The sequence below is a fragment of the Cupriavidus sp. DL-D2 genome (assembly GCF_039710735.1).
In the GTDB taxonomy this organism is placed as follows: Bacteria; Pseudomonadota; Gammaproteobacteria; order Burkholderiales; family Burkholderiaceae; genus Cupriavidus.
In genome coordinates this window covers 1-15,619 of record NZ_JBDKXK010000001.1, presented here as the reverse complement: position 1 = coordinate 15,619, position 15,619 = coordinate 1, and the positions used below count along the sequence as shown (strand labels likewise).

The following is a 15,619-nucleotide window of genomic DNA, read 5'->3' as shown; positions in this document are numbered from 1 at the left end:
CGTGCAGCAAAAAGAAAAAGCCCCGCCGAGGGCGGGGCTTTCTAGCCATGACGGGCGTGCTGCCGATTGTATCAGGCGTATCGGCGCAGGCGCAGCGAAAACTCCTGCAGCGCCTGGATGCCACTGGCTTCGGCGCGATGGCACCAGGCCTGCAACTGCGCCAGCAACTGCTCGCGCGTCATGTTCGAGCGGCCCCAGATCACGGCCAGTTCGCGACGCATTTCCACGAACGTGTGCAGCATCTTGTTCTGCTCGGTGATGGTGGCCAACTGCTGACGCTGCGGCACACCCAGCTTCATCTCTTCACGATGGAACCACTTGCGCGCCGGCTTGTAGTGCGTGTATTCCGGCGAGCCGCCTTCCTTGTGCTTGCGCAGTTCGTCGCGGTACGCGGCCTTCAGCGCCTTGGCATAGCGCGCCATCACGTCGTAGCGGTTGGCGATGATGGCTTCCAGCGTGTTGTGGTCCACTTCGCGCGCTTCCACGAGGCGAGCCTTCGGCGGAGTCTTCTTGACCTTGGCCAGGCCAACCGACTGCATCGCGCGGATGTACCACCAGCCCACATCGATTTCGTACCACTTGATCGAGAACTTGGCCGACGTCGGGTACGTGTGGTGGTTGTTGTGCAGTTCCTCGCCACCAATGATGAAGCCCCACGGCGACACGTTGGTCGAAGCATCCTCGCAATCGTAGTTGCGATAGCCCCACCAGTGACCCAGGCCGTTGATGATGCCGGCGGCATGGATCGGGATCCAGAGCATCTGCACGGCCCACACGGTCATGCCGATCACGCCGAACAGCGCGAGGTCGATGATCAGCATCAGGCCAACGCCCTGCCAGCCAAAGCGCGAGTACACGTTGCGCTCGACCCAGTCATTGGGCGTGCCATGACCGAACTTGGCGATCGTTTCCTTGTTCTTGGACTCGGCGCGATACAGCTCGGCGCCTTCCAGCAGCACCTTGCGGATACCTCGCGTCTGCGGGCTGTGCGGATCGTCCTCGGTCTCGCACTTGGCGTGGTGCTTACGGTGAATGGCGGTCCATTCCTTCGTCACCATGCCCGTGGTCATCCACAGCCAGAATCGGAAGAAATGCTGGGCAATCGGGTGCAGATCCAGCGACCGGTGCGCCATGCAGCGGTGCAGGAAAATGGTCACGCCTGCGATCGTGATGTGGGTCATCACGAGCGTGTAGATCACGATCTCCCACCAGGACCAGTTGGCGAGGCCGTTGGCGGCCCAGTCAAGAATTGTGTCGAACAAACTATGTTCTCCGTCGTAAAACGAGTGTTTGCAGCGCGGCACCACTGTGCGGCGCACCTGTCGCGCAGAAAAAAGACTGCAAAATCATCGATTGCGATAGCTTTCTGGCGCGGGCGGAACCTTGAGGGGCGCCAGGCCGAGGCACGAACCGCTGCAATCTGGCGGTTGTCTGGTGTGGGGGTGGCGGATATCGAAGTTCGTATACCCACGACAACCCGGCATTCTACCGGATTGGCGCGGAGGGGACATCCGCTATTTCCCCGACTTCGATAACCCAATCTGCCAAATGTTCCCGAAGGTGGCCCAGAGGCTACCTAGCTGGATGCAATGACTGCCGCCGTGGGCAAAGAAGTGTCGTTAAGCACACGCAACTCACGTTGCGGATAGGGAATAGACACGCCATTTGCCTGGAAGGTCCGCCAAATTGCACGATTCATTGCGGATTGGACGCCCAGCTTGCCGTTCTGAGGATCAGCGATGTAGACCGCGAATTCGTACTCGATACCGCTATCGCCAAACATGACGAGGAACGCCGCCGGCTTCGGTTCCACCAGAACGCGCGGGATATCGGCCGCGCAAGTCTCGAGCAGGCCGATCACAGTCTCCGGGTCGGTCGCATAGTCGGCCTGCACGCGCACCGCCACGCGGACATTGGTGCCCGAGAACGAATGGTTCTGCACCGCCTGGGCGACGAGTTGCTCGTTTGGCACCAGCGTCTCGCCATCGCCGTTGCGCACTACGGTATAGCGCGTGCGGATCTGCGAGACGATGCCTGTGTACTTGTCTACGGTGATCTGGTCACCCAGCGTCACCGAGCGGTCCAGCAGGATAATGAATCCCGAGATGTAATTGCTGGCGATCTTCTGCAAACCCAGGCCAAGACCGACACCCAGTGCGCCACCGAACACAGACAGCACCGTCAGGTCGATTCCCACCAGCGACAGGCTGAGCAGCAGCGAAACCAGCAGCAGCAGCGCCTTGGCCACGCGCGTCAGCACCACCTTGAGATTGGCATCGAGGCTGCGAGCGCGCATCAGACGCTCCTCCAGCCACGAGCCGAACCACATCGCCACCAGCACGGTCAGCAGAATCCAGACCACGCCCATCAGTGCATCGGCCACGCTGATCGGGTGCTTACCGCCCACCGGGAAGCGCATCTCCTCCATCCAGCGGATCACGTCGGGCAGCACGCCGGTGACGTACAGCGCCATGCCCACCCACACCAGCGTCGTCAGCACTTTCTCGACCAGCACAAGCATGCCGTGCAACTGGCCGTTGGCGGATATCACGCGGCGCAGGACGTAGAAGGCGATATAGAGCGACGTGATGCCAAACAGCGGTACCAGGGCGAGGCGCAGCACGCTGACCGAAACGAACGGCGCCAGCGCAAAACGCGCCACCAGCACCAGCAGCCAGCCGAACAGCGGGAACATCGCCTTTTCGAGACTGACAGCGGCCAGCCGCAGGGCGAAGCTCGCGTCTTCGTGGCGCGATTCCAGACGCCGCACGACGAATCGCGCCAGCAGCCATGCCACGGCAAGGCTGCCGACCAGCACGCCGATCTGCCAGAAGAAACCCGGCCCTCCGGCATCGTGGATCAGATCGTCGAGCAACTTGCCCAGAACGGAATGCGAGTTCGTCAGCTCGGCCAGCGTGGTAGGGTTCATCGGCACGGATCAGCGTTCAACGGGATATCAACGCGTGCGTTCCAGCACGGCAGCGAAGAAACCGTCGGTCTGATGAACGTGCGGATAAAGCGCCAACATGCCGCTTTCTGCCGGCAAGTTGGGCACCTCGATCTTCTGTTCGGCAAAGATTTCGGCGGCCGGCACCAGTCGGAAATTCTCGTTCTTGGCGAGGAAATCGCGGACGATGGCTTCGTTTTCCGCTTCGAGCACGCTGCAAGTGGCGTACACGACCCGTCCGCCACCCTTCACGAGCTTGGCGGCTGCTTCGAGGATGGCTGCCTGCTTGGCGGTCAGCTCGATGATCGACTCTGGCGACTGGCGCCATTTCAGATCGGGGTTGCGACGCAGGGTGCCGAGGCCGCTGCAAGGTGCATCCACCAGCACGCGATCGATCTTGCCAGCCAGCCGCTTGACCTTGGCGTCGCGTTCCGAATCGATCAGCACGGGATGCACATTGGACAGGCCGCTACGTGCCAGACGCGGCTTCAGGTTGGTCAGTCGCTTTTCGGAAACGTCGAAGGCATAGAGCCGGCCGGTCGAACGCATTTGCATGCCCAGCGCCAGCGTCTTTCCGCCCGCGCCTGCGCAGAAGTCCACCACCATTTCGCCACGCTTCGGTGCCACCAGATGGCACAGCAACTGGCTGCCTTCGTCCTGCACTTCCACGCCACCGTTGATGAACAGCGGCAGCTGGTTCAGCGCGGGCTTGCCCTTGAGGCGGATACCGGCCGGCGCCATTGGTGCAGGTTCCGCGGCAATCCCGGCGGTTTCGAGTTCGGCCAGCGCTTCCTCGCGGGACAGCTTGGCCGTGTTCACACGCAGGTCCAGCGGCGCCGGACGCAGCCAGGCATCGCCGATGGCAGCCGTGAACGGCTCGCCATGATGCGCAACCAGATCGTCGTAAAGCCACTCCGGCAAGTTGGCACGCACGCGCGGCGCCAGGCTCGAGCGTTCGATCGTCGTCAGGCGATCCAGCCACTCGGCTTCATCGGGATACAGGAACGGCGTCAGCACGTCGCGGCCAAGCGTCGAGGCCAGTCCCAGCAGACCAAGGCGGCGGGTGGCGGAGCCTGTGCCGCTTTCCGCAAATTGACCAAATTCGACGCGTCTACGCAACACTGCAAAAATCGCTTCCGCAATGATTCCGCGGTCACGATGGCCAAGTTTGTTATTTTCTCGGAAGTAGTAGCTGACCACGGCATCCGAAGGACGCGCGAAAAGCAGCACCTTGCCGAGCAGTCGCTCGATGTGCTGCAAGTGGAAGGCCTGCAGGCCACCCGGATTGCGCGGGCCATCGGTGCCAGGCTGGCGCGCCATGCGAATCGGGCTGCCCTTGCCCTTGTTGGTGCGGGGGCGCTGGCGATTGTCCGGGGTGGAAGAGGGATTACGACTCATGGCTGTTTTCCTGCCGCTTCGGGCGAGATGGCCATGAACCATTGGGGTTCGGCCGGTTGAACTTGAACAACGCCGTTCTGCAATTGCAGGCGGTCTTCGACAAACCAGCGCACAGCGCGCGGGTAGATGACATGTTCGCTATCGAGCAAACGATCGGCCAGGGACTCGGGTGTGTCGCCTGGCAGTACATCGAGTGCAGCTTGTATCACGATCGGGCCATGATCGAGTTGCGGCGTGACGAAGTGCACGGTCGCGCCATGCAACTTGACCCCCGCGTCCAGCGCCTGGCGATGCGTATGCATGCCCGGAAAACTCGGCAACAGCGAGGGATGGATGTTGAGCATGCGGCCGGCAAAGTGCTCGACGAACTCCGTCGTCAGAATGCGCATGAACCCCGCCAGCACAACGATATCGGGCTGGTACGCCTCGATGGCGTCGCGCATCGCGGCATCGAATGCAGCACGGTCGGCAAACAGCTTATGGTCCACCACGCCTGTGGCGATACCGTGATCGGCAGCGAACGCGAGCCCCGACGCATCGGGCCGGTTCGACAATACAGCAGCCACGCGCGCCGGCCATCGCTCGGCTGCGCAGGCCCGGACGATCGCTTCCATATTGGAGCCACGCCCGGAAATCAATATGACAATATTTTTCATCGCCGCGATTCTACCAAGCTGTGGTGCAAACGCTTGTAAAGCATGCACATTAGGCACTTAATTACCGCGAAACGCGCACGGGACAACGCTTTTGGGGACGTATGCAACAAGAAACACCATGTTGCGACCGATTGTGACGCGCACCCCGCTCTGTTAGAGTGGGCTTTACGTCCACGCGCCGATTTCTAGGAAAACGGTGACAACAAGGGCGAAATGGGAAATTAGACGGGAATACGCATGTCGAACGCTGCACCGACTCTGTTGGTGGTCGATGATCATCCTATGGCTCTTTCCGGCACCACCGCGTTCCTCGCGGAGGTGATGCCCGACGTTGCAGTACATGCTGCCGGTAGCGCCAAGGAAGCTCTCCACTCGCTGAACCAGGGACTCCGTCCCGATATCGTGTTGCTGGATATCTGGCTGAATGACGGCACTGGCTTCGACGCCATGCAGGCATTCAAGACCGTGATTCCCGGCGCGCGCTTCATCTTCATGTCCGCCGAAGCCACGCCCGAGATCGTGGGCCGTGCACGCGCGCTGTCCGCTTGCGGCTTCGTTGGCAAGCACCTCGATGCCAACGCCTTCACGGCCGCCGTGCGAAAGGTTCTGGCTGGCGATACGAGTTTTCCGACCGATGAAGCCTTGTCGGGCCGCTCGCAGGCCTTCGGACCCGCCCACGGCATTCCGGTCACGCCCGCCGAACTGGGCCTGACGCCGCGTCAGGGCTCCGTGCTGGCACTGGTGCTGGAAGGACTGCCGAACAAGGTCATCGCGCGCAAGCTCGGCCTGACCGAGAACACGGTGAAGGAACACGTATCCGCCATCCTGCAACGTCTTGGCGTACGCACGCGCATGCAGGTGATGTCGCGAATGGAGCGGTTCCGCCTGCGCCAGTAAGCGCCGGCTCCTCGTCCAGCGCTTCTCAGACCGCAGTCAGCCAGCGGCGCAGCAGCATGCGCAGGTTGGCGGGGTCCACGGGCTTGGGCAGCACGAAGTAGCCCGCGTCCTCGGCCGCCAACAGCGCCGCGGATTTCAGGTCGCCCGTCAGCAGCGCGCTGCGCGCCTGCGGTTGCGTGGTCTGCCAGCGTTCCAGCAGATCCAGTCCGTTTTCGTTGCCGGGCAGGCGCAGGTCGCAGAAAATGATGTCCGGCTTCAGCCCCTTGGCGAACAACGCGTCGGCCTCCTGCCCGTGCGCGGCACACGCGACACGAATTCCCCACGCCTCCATCAGCGCAATCCACGCCTTGCGGATCTGACTGTCGTCATCGACGACCAGTACCGTGCCGCGCAGCCGATCCTGCCGCGCCTCCTCGGCCTGCGCATTCTTGCGCATCGCGCGCACGCTGGCCACGGTCTCGTCCGGCACGGGCGCCAATGCAAACCAGAATACCGAACCCTTGCCGGGCACCGAACGCACGCCGTAGGTTCCGCGCATCAGACGCACGCATTCCTTGAAGATCGCCAGGCCCAGGCCGAGCCCTTGCGACGGATCGCGCTGCGGATTGTGAACCTGGTAGTACGGCGAGAAGATTTCCGGCAGATGCTCGGGCGTGATGCCCGCGCCGGTATCCCACACCTCCACGCGCACGTGCTTGCGGCGCTGCCGTGCTGTCACCAGGATGCCGCCGCGCTTTGTGTACCGCAGCGCGTTCTGCACAAGGTTGAAGAGCGCCCGGCGCAGCAGTACCGGCTCGGCCATCGCGTAGAGTTCGTCAGGCACGCGCGGCGTCAGCGTCAGGCCGCTCTCGCGCGCATCGGCAGCAAACTGGCTCATCACGTCGTTCACCAGTGCATTGAGTTCGCACGGTTCCATCGTGGGCAGCACCTTGCGGCCTTCGAGCTTCGACAGATCCAGCAGCGAGCGGAACAGCAGGTCGATGGTTTGCGTGCCGGCGGCCACCTGCTCCACCAAGGGGTGTAACGCAGTTGACTGGTTCCGGGCCCGCAGTGCCTCCACCAGCATCACCAGCGCATGCACGGGTTGGCGCAAGTCATGGCTTGCCGCAGCCAGGAAACGCGATTTTTCCTCGCTGGCATGAAGCGCCCGCTCCTTTTCCTCCTGGAACTGCTTGGCCAACCGCCGGCTTTCCGATTCCAGCTGGATGGCGCGCACCAGCGTGTGCTGCAGATTCAACGAGTGGCGCGCCAGCATCAGCGCGTAGATCACGAGCAGGATCTGCACGTACCCGCCATGGCCGGGGAAGGCGAAATCGGCCAGCAGGATATTCGGCACCAGGATCGGCACCCCGGCGAAGACAAGATTCGACGGAATGGGCGATTGAGATGTGGCGCCCCCCGCCAGCACGCCGAGCGTCAGCAGGTAGAGCACGGCGGAGAACACCATCGAACTGGTGTAGAGGTGCAGCAGCGCGGAGCTTCCCCAGGTCAGGCCTGTCAGGAAGGCGATGGCGCGCATGTTGTTCCACCACTTGCGCGTGTGCGCCGAGCGGCTCATCTTGCCGCTGTCGCGTTTGAAGCCTACGTAAAACCAGCTACCGGCGACGGTCAGCACCAGCATGATGGCGCACCAGAGCAGCAGCGCCACCTGGTTGGCTTCGTACCAGAACGTCCAGGCGGTCAGGCCGGGGAGCAGCACCGAGGACGCAATGGCCGTGGGCGAAACCCGATGGACGGTGACCAGCAGCTTGGCCCGGGTCTCGGTGTCCAGTTGCGGTCCGGGGGGCGGCAGGAGCTTGTTGAGCAGCGCGTTCAAGAGTGGAGTGGCCCGGTATCGTGGCGACGACAGCCCACTGCAAAAAGCTTCCCGCGAACAGGGTTGGACGGGGCTGACCGTTGCAGGAATCGTGCGGTTCATGTTCCGAATGGCGCATATCATGCCGCCTTTCTCCGCCTCACGCCATCGCCCGGCGGTGCAATTCGCCATAAATTCGCCATTTTTGGCAGCTTGCCCACACCCCCATCGGCGTCGAGTCGGCAATTCGGCCAGGCAGGGGGCAACGCGGGCCATTCGCCTTATAATGCTCGCTTTCCCTAAAACGCTCGTCCGCCGTCCTCGTGAAAGTCTTCCGCGGCCTGCCCAACGCCGAAAGCCGGGCGCCCTGCGCGCTCACCATCGGTAATTTCGACGGTGTGCATCGCGGCCACCAGTCGTTGCTCGCGCGCGCCCGTGCGGCCGCCGATGCGCGTGGCCTGCCGCTGTGCGTGATGACATTCGAGCCGCATCCGCGCGAATTTTTCGCGCCGGAGCACGCCCCTACCCGCATCGCCCTGCTGCGCGACAAGCTCGACGCTCTGCGTAGCAATGGCGTGGATCGGGTGGTCGTGGAGCACTTCAACGCCCATTTCGCCGCGCAGTCGCCGCAACAGTTCGTCGAGAACGTGCTGTGGAACGGCCTGCACGCGCGCTGGGTGCTGGTGGGCGACGATTTCCGCTTTGGCGCCCGTCGTGCCGGTGACTTCAGCTACCTGAAGGAAGCCGGTCGCGAATTCGGCTTCGATGTCGAGCAGATGGGTTCGGTGTCCGAAGGCGGCATCCGCATCTCCAGCTCCGCCGTACGCCAGGCGCTGGCCGACGGCGATCTCGAACACGCACGCCGGCTGCTGGGCCACGGCTACGCCATCAGCGGGCACGTGATTCACGGCCGCAAGCTGGGGCGCAACCTCGGCTTCCCCACGCTGAACCTCAAGATCTCGCACAAGCGGCCTGCCGTGAACGGCATCTTCGTGGTGCAGGTGCATGGCATTGCCGACCACCCGCTGCCCGGCGTGGCCAGCATCGGCGTGCGGCCGACCGTCGAGGATGCGGGCCGCGTGCTGCTGGAAGTGCATCTGTTCGACGTGAACCAGAACCTGTACGGCAAGCTCGTGCGCGTGGAGTTCATGAAGAAGCTACGCGACGAGGAGCGTTTCCATTCGCTGGACGCACTGACCGCCGCCATCGCCAAGGACGCCGAGGACGCGCGTGCGTTCTTCGGCCTGAGCGCGCCCGAGGCAGGGGGTGGCCGGCGCGACTTCGCCACGTCCGCCACCGACCGAATTAGCTAGCGGCCGGCAGCGCGTGTGCACCTGATGCATCGCCGCCGGACCCGCCCTGCCTCATCCGAAATGACACGCGCGCGGCGCGCTTCCCTGCGCCGCGCCTCACGAATTGCCCCGAGAATCGAACATGTCCGACGACAAACGCGCCAAGCCTGAAAAAAGCAAGTATCCGGTCAACCTGCTGGATACCCCGTTCCCGATGCGCGGCGATCTGCCCAAGCGCGAGCCGCTGTGGGTCAAGCAGTGGCAGGACAAGCAGCTCTACAAGAAGATCCGTGCCGCCCGTAAAGGCGCGAAGAAATTTGTGCTGCATGACGGCCCTCCGTATGCCAACGGCGACATCCACATCGGCCACGCCGTGAACAAGGTCCTCAAGGACATGATCATCAAGGCGCGCGGCCTGACCGGCCTCGACGCGGTCTACGTGCCGGGCTGGGACTGCCACGGCATGCCGATCGAAATCCAGATCGAGAAGCAGTTCGGCAAGGGCCTGCCCGTGCAGGAAGTCCAGGCCAAGGCGCGCGCCTACGCCACCGAGCAGATCGCCCGCCAGAAGAAGGATTTCGAGCGCCTGGGCGTGCTGGGCGACTGGGACAATCCGTACCTGACCATGAACTTCAGCAACGAAGCGGACGAGCTGCGTGCGCTGGGCAAGATCATGGAGAAAGGCTACGTGTTCCGCGGCCTCAAGCCCGTGAACTGGTGCTTCGACTGCGGCTCGGCGCTGGCCGAAGCTGAAGTGGAATACAAGGACAAGGTCGACCTGTCGATCGACGTGGGCTTCCCGTTTGCCGAAGCCGACAAGATCGCCCACGCATTCCACGTGCCGCTGGCCACGCTCGAAGGCAAGCCGGGCTGGGTGGTGATCTGGACCACCACGCCGTGGACCATCCCGTCCAACCAGGCGCTGAACATGCACCCGGAAGTGGAGTACGCGCTGGTGGATACGCCGCGCGGCTTCCTGATCCTGGCGAAGGATCGTGTCGAAGAACAACTGAAGACGTACGCGCTGGAAGGTTCGATCGTTGCCACCGCACGCGGCGATGCGCTGACCGAGGTGCGCTTCCACCATCCCCTGGCAAAGATGGATGCCGGCTACGCACGCACCTCGCCCGTGTACCTGGGCGACTACGTGACCACCGATACCGGCACCGGCATCGTCCACTCGGCACCGGCCTACGGCGTGGAAGACTTCCAGTCGTGCAAGGCGCATGGCATGGCCGACGCCGACATCATCAGCCCTGTGATGGGCGATGGCGTCTACGCCAGCACGCTGCCGCTGTTCGGCGGGCTGTCGATCTGGGCCGCTAACCCGAAGATCGTGGAAGTGCTGCGCGAATCGGGCAACCTGTTCAACTCGCACAAGTACGAGCACAGCTACATGCACTGCTGGCGTCACAAGACGCCGATCATCTACCGCGCCACGTCGCAGTGGTTCGCGGGCATGGACGTGACCCCGGTGGACAATTCGGCAACGCTGCGTGAGACCGCGCTGGCCGGCATCGACAACACCGAGTTCTTCCCGGCCTGGGGCAAGCAGCGCCTGCACAACATGATCGCCAACCGCCCGGACTGGACGCTCTCGCGCCAGCGCCAGTGGGGCGTGCCGATGGCATTCTTCATCCACAAGGAAACCGGCGCGCTGCACCCGAACACGCCCGCGCTGCTGGAAGAAGTGGCCAAGCGCGTGGAAAAGAGCGGCATCGAGGCGTGGCAATCGCTCGACCCGAAGGAACTGCTCGGCGAGGAAGCCGCCCTGTACGAGAAGAACCGCGACACGCTCGACGTGTGGTTCGACTCCGGCACCACGCACTGGACCGTGATCCGCGGCTCGCATCGCGACGAACTGTACGACGCATCCGCCGACCAGCCCGATGGCCGCCTGGCTGACCTGTACCTCGAAGGTTCGGACCAGCACCGCGGCTGGTTCCACTCGTCCCTGCTGACCGCGTCGATGCTGTATGGCAAGCCGCCGTACAAGGCACTGCTGACGCACGGCTTCACGGTCGATGGCGAAGGCCGCAAGATGTCGAAGTCGGTGGGCAACACGGTGGCGCCGCAGGACATCTCGAACAAGATGGGCGCCGAGATCATCCGCCTGTGGGTGGCCTCGACCGACTATTCGGGCGAGCTGTCGATCTCCGACGAGATCCTGAAGCGCGTGGTGGAAGGCTATCGCCGCATCCGCAACACGCTGCGCTTCCTGCTGGCCAACCTGACCGACTACGACCACGGCAAGCATGCCCTGCCGGCGTCGGAATGGCTGGAGATCGACCGCTACGCCGTGGCGCTGACCGAGCGACTGCAGAAGGAAGTGTTGTCGCACTACCAGCAGTATGAGTTCCATCCGGTGGTGGCCAAGCTGCAGACGTTCTGCTCCGAGGACCTCGGCGGCTTCTACCTCGACGTGCTCAAGGATCGTCTGTACACCTCGGCGCCTGATTCGAAGGACCGCCGCGCGGCGCAGAACGCGATCTACCACATCACGCAGGCCATGCTGCACTGGATGGCCCCGTTCCTCTCGTTCACGGCGGAGGAAGCGTGGCAGATCTTTGCCCACGGCACCGAGCACACGGACACCATCTTCACGAGCACGTACTACGACGTGCCGAGTGTGGACGATGCGGACAACCTGCTGCAGAAGTGGCACGACATCCGTACGGTCCGCGCCGAGGTCACGCGCCAGCTCGAAGCTGTGCGCGTGGAAGGCGAGATCGGTTCTTCGCTGCAGGCCGAAGTCACGATCGCGGCCGGTGGCCCTGTGCTGGCTGCGCTGCAGAGCCTGGACGACGACCTGCGCTTCGTGTTGCTGACGTCGGCCGCCAAGGTCACGCCGGCTCCCGAAGGCGGTGACCTGCTGGTGACGGTCACGCCGTCGCAGCACGCCAAGTGCGAGCGCTGCTGGCACTACCGCGCCGACGTGGGCCACAACCCCGCCCATCCCACCCTCTGCGGCCGCTGCGACAGCAACCTGTTCGGCGCCGGTGAACACAGGAGCCACGCCTGATGGCATCGTCCTCCACGCGTCCCACGCGCACCACTCCGGCCCGCAGCAAGAAGAAAGGCAGCACCAACGTCACGCCACTGCTGTGGATGGCCTTTGCCGCGCTGGTCGTGCTGCTCGACCAGTTCTTCAAGGTGGTGATCTCGCGGTCGTTCACCTACGGCGAGTCGCGCCCGGTTACCAGCTTTTTCAACCTTGTGCTGGTCTACAACAAGGGCGCCGCGTTCAGCTTCCTGGCTGACGCGGGCGGCTGGCAACGCTGGTTCTTCACGCTGCTGGCCGTCGTGGTGGGCGGCTTCATCATCTGGCTGCTGTATCGCCACACGGGACAGAAGATGTTTTGCCTGGCGGTGTCGCTGATCCTCGGCGGCGCCATCGGCAACGTGATCGACCGTATCCTCCACGGTCACGTGATCGACTTCCTGGACTTCCACCTGCGCAACATGCACTTCCCGGCGTTCAACGTGGCGGATTGCGCGATCACGGTGGGTGCGGTGCTGTTGATCGTGGATGAGTTGAGAAGGGTGCGGCGGCACTGAGCCTTTGCTCTCCTGCTTGTTTTCTCCCCTCTCCCGCTCGCGGGAGAGGGGAGCAAAGACACACCTCCCCCGCCAGCGGTATCATGCGGAACCTCCGAATTCTGAAGAGTCCTTCCCCATGGATCTGCGCGGCAAGCACATCGTCCTTGGCCTGACCGGTGGCATTGCGTGCTACAAGTCGGCCGAGCTGGTTCGGCTGTTGACCAAGGCCGGCGCCACCGTGCAGGTGGCCATGACCGAGGCGGCGACGCACTTCATCACGCCGGTCACGATGCAGGCGCTGTCCGGACGCCCGGTGTTTCTCTCGCAATGGGACGCGCGCGTTGGCAACAACATGGCGCACATTGACCTCTCCCGCGAAGCCGATGCCATCCTGATCGCGCCCGCTTCCACGGACTTTCTGGCCAAGCTGGCCCATGGCCTCTGCGACGACCTGCTGAGCACGCTCTGCATCGCGCGGGAATGTCCGCTGCTCGTGGCACCGGCAATGAATCGCCAGATGTGGGCCGCGGCGCCCACTCAACGCAACGCGGCGCAACTGCGTGCGGACGGCGTGACGATCCTCGGCCCGGGCAGTGGCGATCAGGCTTGCGGCGAGATCGGCGATGGGCGGATGCTCGAACCCGAAGAACTCGTCGAAGACCTGATCGCGTTCTTCCAGCCCAAGCCGCTGGCCGGCAAGCGCGTACTGATTACAGCCGGGCCAACCTTCGAGGCCATCGATCCGGTTCGTGGCATCACCAATCTCTCGTCGGGCAAGATGGGCTTCTCGATTGCGCGTGCCGCGCGTGAAGCCGGCGCCGACGTGCTGCTCGTTTCCGGCCCGACCGCACTGCCGACGCCGCGTGGCGTGGTGCGCACCGACGTGCGCAGCGCACTGCAGATGCACGACGCCGTGATGGCGCAACTGCGCGATGTCGATGTGTTCGTGGCCGTGGCCGCCGTGGCCGACTGGCGGCCTGCCGAGGTGTCGCAGCAGAAGCTCAAGAAAGCCAACGATTCCGATACGCCAGCCCTTCAGTTCGTGCAGAACCCCGACATCCTGGCTGCGGTGGCCTCTCGCGCCGATGCGCCTTACTGCGTGGGATTCGCCGCCGAAAGCGAGAATCTGGAGCAGTACGGCGAGCAGAAGCGCCAGCGCAAGGGCGTGCCGCTACTCGTTGGCAACATCGGCCATCACACGTTCGGCCTCGACGATAACGAGATCGTCCTGTTCGACGCCAACGGCATGACGCGCCTGCCGCGCGCCGACAAGCTGTCACTGGCCCGCGAACTGATCGGCGCCATCGGCCAACGCCTGCCGCGCAAGCCTGTCTGAGACTGCCCGAGACCGCCCATCATGAGCGATACCCGCCCCAAGCTGCGCCTGTCCGTGCTCGACCAGAGCCCGGTCATCCATGGTCACACTGCGCGCGACGCCATCGCCGCCACGGTCGAACTGGCCCAGATGGCCGACGATCTCGGCTACACGCGCTACTGGTGCGCCGAGCACCACGGGCTGCACGGCGTCTGCAATCCGGCGCCCGAAGTCATGCTGGCGCGGCTCGGCAGCGTCACCAAGCGGATTCGGCTGGGTTCGGGCGGCGTGATGCTGCCCTACTACAGCCCGTTCAAGGTGGCCGAGCAGTTCCGCATGCTCGAAGCGCTGTTTCCGAACCGGATCGACCTCGGCGTGGGCCGCGCGCCCGGTGGCGACATGCGCACGGCGCAGGCCGTCGCCATGGGCCAGTACAACCGTGGCGACCAGTTCCCGCAGCAGGTGCAGGACCTGTCCTTCCTGCTGCGTGGCGAGGTGCCGCCCGACCATCTGGCCGAAGGCGTCCTGCTGCAGCCTGACATCGACACAAGGCCTGAACTCTGGGTACTGGGATCGAGCGATTTCGGTGGTGCACTGGCGGCGCGCATGGGGCTGCGCTTTGCGTTTGCGCACTTCATCAGCGCCCATGGCGGCCACGCCGTGGCGCAGCAGTATCGGGACGATTTCGAGACCGGTTATCACGACCACGCGTACAGCGCCGCCGCGATCTTCGTGATCTGCGCCGATACGGAAGCGGAAGCCACTGCGCTGGAGCAGGCCGTGGATATCCGCCGCCTGCAGATGGCCTATGGCGTCAACGCGCCGATTCCCTCGCTGGCACAGGCGGAAACCTACACGCCCACCGAACGCGACCGGGTCATCATCGAGCGCGAGCGCCCACGCACGATCTGCGGCACGCCACACCAGGTGGCCGAGCGCATGCTGGCAATCCGCGACCGTTTCGCTGCCGATGAACTGGTGGTGCTCAGCGTGGCGGCGTCCTATGCCGCGCGCCGGCGCACTTACGAACTGCTGGCCGAAGCGTTCGACCTGCGCGGTTGATGTTCCCGGGTGGCGGATAAGCATGGGCGGCGCGGTATCATGCCGCCTTGCTCTGACCACTCTCCGAATCCATGACCGTAGCCGCGAATCCCACCGTCGAAATCAAGGTCCTCGACGCCCGCCTCAACGACTGGGGCCTGCCCGCCTACCAGAGCGACATGGCCGCCGCCATCGACCTGCACGCCTGCGTCGACGGCCCCGTGACGATTGCACCCGGCTCGCCCGCGCAACTCGTCCCCGCCGGCATCGCCGTGCATATGGGCAACCCGTTCATGTGCGCGACCATCGTGCCGCGCTCGGGCCTGGGCCACAAGAAAGGTCTGGTGCTCGGCAATTGCGTCGGCGTGATCGATGCCGACTACCAGGGCCAGATCATGGTCAGCGTCTGGAACCGCAATGCACCCGGCACCGAGCCGATCGTCATCCAGCCCGGCGAGCGCATCGCTCAAATGATGTTCGTGCCCGTGCTGCGCCCGGTGTTCACGACGGTTGAAGAGTTTTCTGAGGATTCGGAGCGTGGGGCCGGTGGGTTTGGGTCCACGGGGGTTGCGCACGCCAAGGCGGGTTGAGGCTTCCGGCTTGCTACTTGTTTTCTCCCCTCTCCCGCGCAGTGGGAGAGGGGCGGGGGAGAGGGCCAGCGGTTCCAATTTCGACAATCGGCAAGCAGAACCTCCTGCCCTCTCCCCTAACCCCTTGTATGTCGCATCATTGTCTCCG

The 15,619-nt window shown here is 64.0% G+C and carries 12 protein-coding genes; 7 read left to right on the top strand and 5 right to left on the bottom strand.

From position 1 onward, the window contains the following. Positions 1–71 precede the first annotated feature (71 nt). The 4 genes from ABDB81_RS00060 to purN all read right to left on the bottom strand — a co-directional run bounded on the left by ABDB81_RS00060 (position 72) and on the right by purN (position 5,001). A complete protein-coding gene (locus ABDB81_RS00060) occupies positions 72–1,262 on the bottom strand; it encodes an acyl-CoA desaturase (RefSeq protein ID WP_137926104.1) in 1,191 nt (396 codons plus the stop codon). Positions 1,263–1,576: 314 nt separating this feature from the next. Beyond that, positions 1,577–2,929 carry a mechanosensitive ion channel domain-containing protein gene (locus ABDB81_RS00055; protein ID WP_346809231.1) on the bottom strand — a complete coding sequence of 451 codons (1,353 nt, stop codon included), beginning with the start codon at positions 2,927–2,929 and terminating at the stop codon, positions 1,577–1,579. Between the two features lie 27 nt (positions 2,930–2,956). Then, the gene (locus ABDB81_RS00050) at positions 2,957–4,345 is read right to left on the bottom strand and encodes an RsmB/NOP family class I SAM-dependent RNA methyltransferase (protein ID WP_346809229.1); all 1,389 of its coding nucleotides are present in this window, start codon (positions 4,343–4,345) and stop codon (positions 2,957–2,959) included. Further along, positions 4,342–5,001, bottom strand: coding sequence for a phosphoribosylglycinamide formyltransferase (gene purN / locus ABDB81_RS00045; RefSeq protein ID WP_137926101.1), 660 nt, complete (start codon positions 4,999–5,001; stop codon positions 4,342–4,344). Before purN ends, ABDB81_RS00050 begins: the two co-directional genes overlap by 4 nt. 237 nt (positions 5,002–5,238) lie before the next feature. Between purN and ABDB81_RS00040 the strand changes: the two genes are divergently transcribed. Continuing rightward, positions 5,239–5,898: a response regulator transcription factor gene (locus tag ABDB81_RS00040; RefSeq protein WP_137926100.1), complete on the top strand. Its 660-nt coding sequence runs from the start codon at positions 5,239–5,241 to the stop codon at positions 5,896–5,898. 25 nt (positions 5,899–5,923) lie between these two features. On the opposite strand, the gene ABDB81_RS00035 is transcribed toward ABDB81_RS00040, so the two are convergent. Further along, complete coding sequence (locus tag ABDB81_RS00035; RefSeq protein ID WP_137926099.1) at positions 5,924–7,714, bottom strand: hybrid sensor histidine kinase/response regulator; 1,791 nt, start codon at positions 7,712–7,714, stop codon at positions 5,924–5,926. Between the two features lie 302 nt (positions 7,715–8,016). Here ABDB81_RS00035 and ABDB81_RS00030 point away from each other — a divergent pair, with 302 nt between their 5' ends. The 6 genes from ABDB81_RS00030 to dut all read left to right on the top strand — a co-directional run bounded on the left by ABDB81_RS00030 (position 8,017) and on the right by dut (position 15,471). Continuing rightward, on the top strand, positions 8,017–9,006 hold the full coding sequence (locus ABDB81_RS00030) for a bifunctional riboflavin kinase/FAD synthetase (RefSeq protein ID WP_137926098.1): 990 nt from the start codon (positions 8,017–8,019) through the stop codon (positions 9,004–9,006). Positions 9,007–9,127: 121 nt separating this feature from the next. After that, the gene (gene ileS / locus ABDB81_RS00025; RefSeq protein WP_346809226.1) at positions 9,128–12,007 is read left to right on the top strand and encodes an isoleucine--tRNA ligase; all 2,880 of its coding nucleotides are present in this window, start codon (positions 9,128–9,130) and stop codon (positions 12,005–12,007) included. Then, positions 12,007–12,543, top strand: coding sequence for a signal peptidase II (gene lspA, locus ABDB81_RS00020; protein WP_137928626.1), 537 nt, complete (start codon positions 12,007–12,009; stop codon positions 12,541–12,543). Before ileS ends, lspA begins: the two co-directional genes overlap by 1 nt. A 118-nt stretch (positions 12,544–12,661) precedes the next feature. Then, positions 12,662–13,861 carry a bifunctional phosphopantothenoylcysteine decarboxylase/phosphopantothenate--cysteine ligase CoaBC gene (gene coaBC / locus ABDB81_RS00015; protein ID WP_137928625.1) on the top strand — a complete coding sequence of 400 codons (1,200 nt, stop codon included), beginning with the start codon at positions 12,662–12,664 and terminating at the stop codon, positions 13,859–13,861. Between the two features lie 21 nt (positions 13,862–13,882). Next, entirely contained in the window at positions 13,883–14,902 is a 1,020-nt protein-coding gene (locus ABDB81_RS00010; protein ID WP_137928624.1) for an LLM class flavin-dependent oxidoreductase, read from the top strand. Between the two features lie 71 nt (positions 14,903–14,973). Then, complete coding sequence (gene dut / locus ABDB81_RS00005; RefSeq protein ID WP_346809224.1) at positions 14,974–15,471, top strand: dUTP diphosphatase; 498 nt, start codon at positions 14,974–14,976, stop codon at positions 15,469–15,471. The last annotated feature ends 148 nt before the right edge of the window (positions 15,472–15,619 follow it).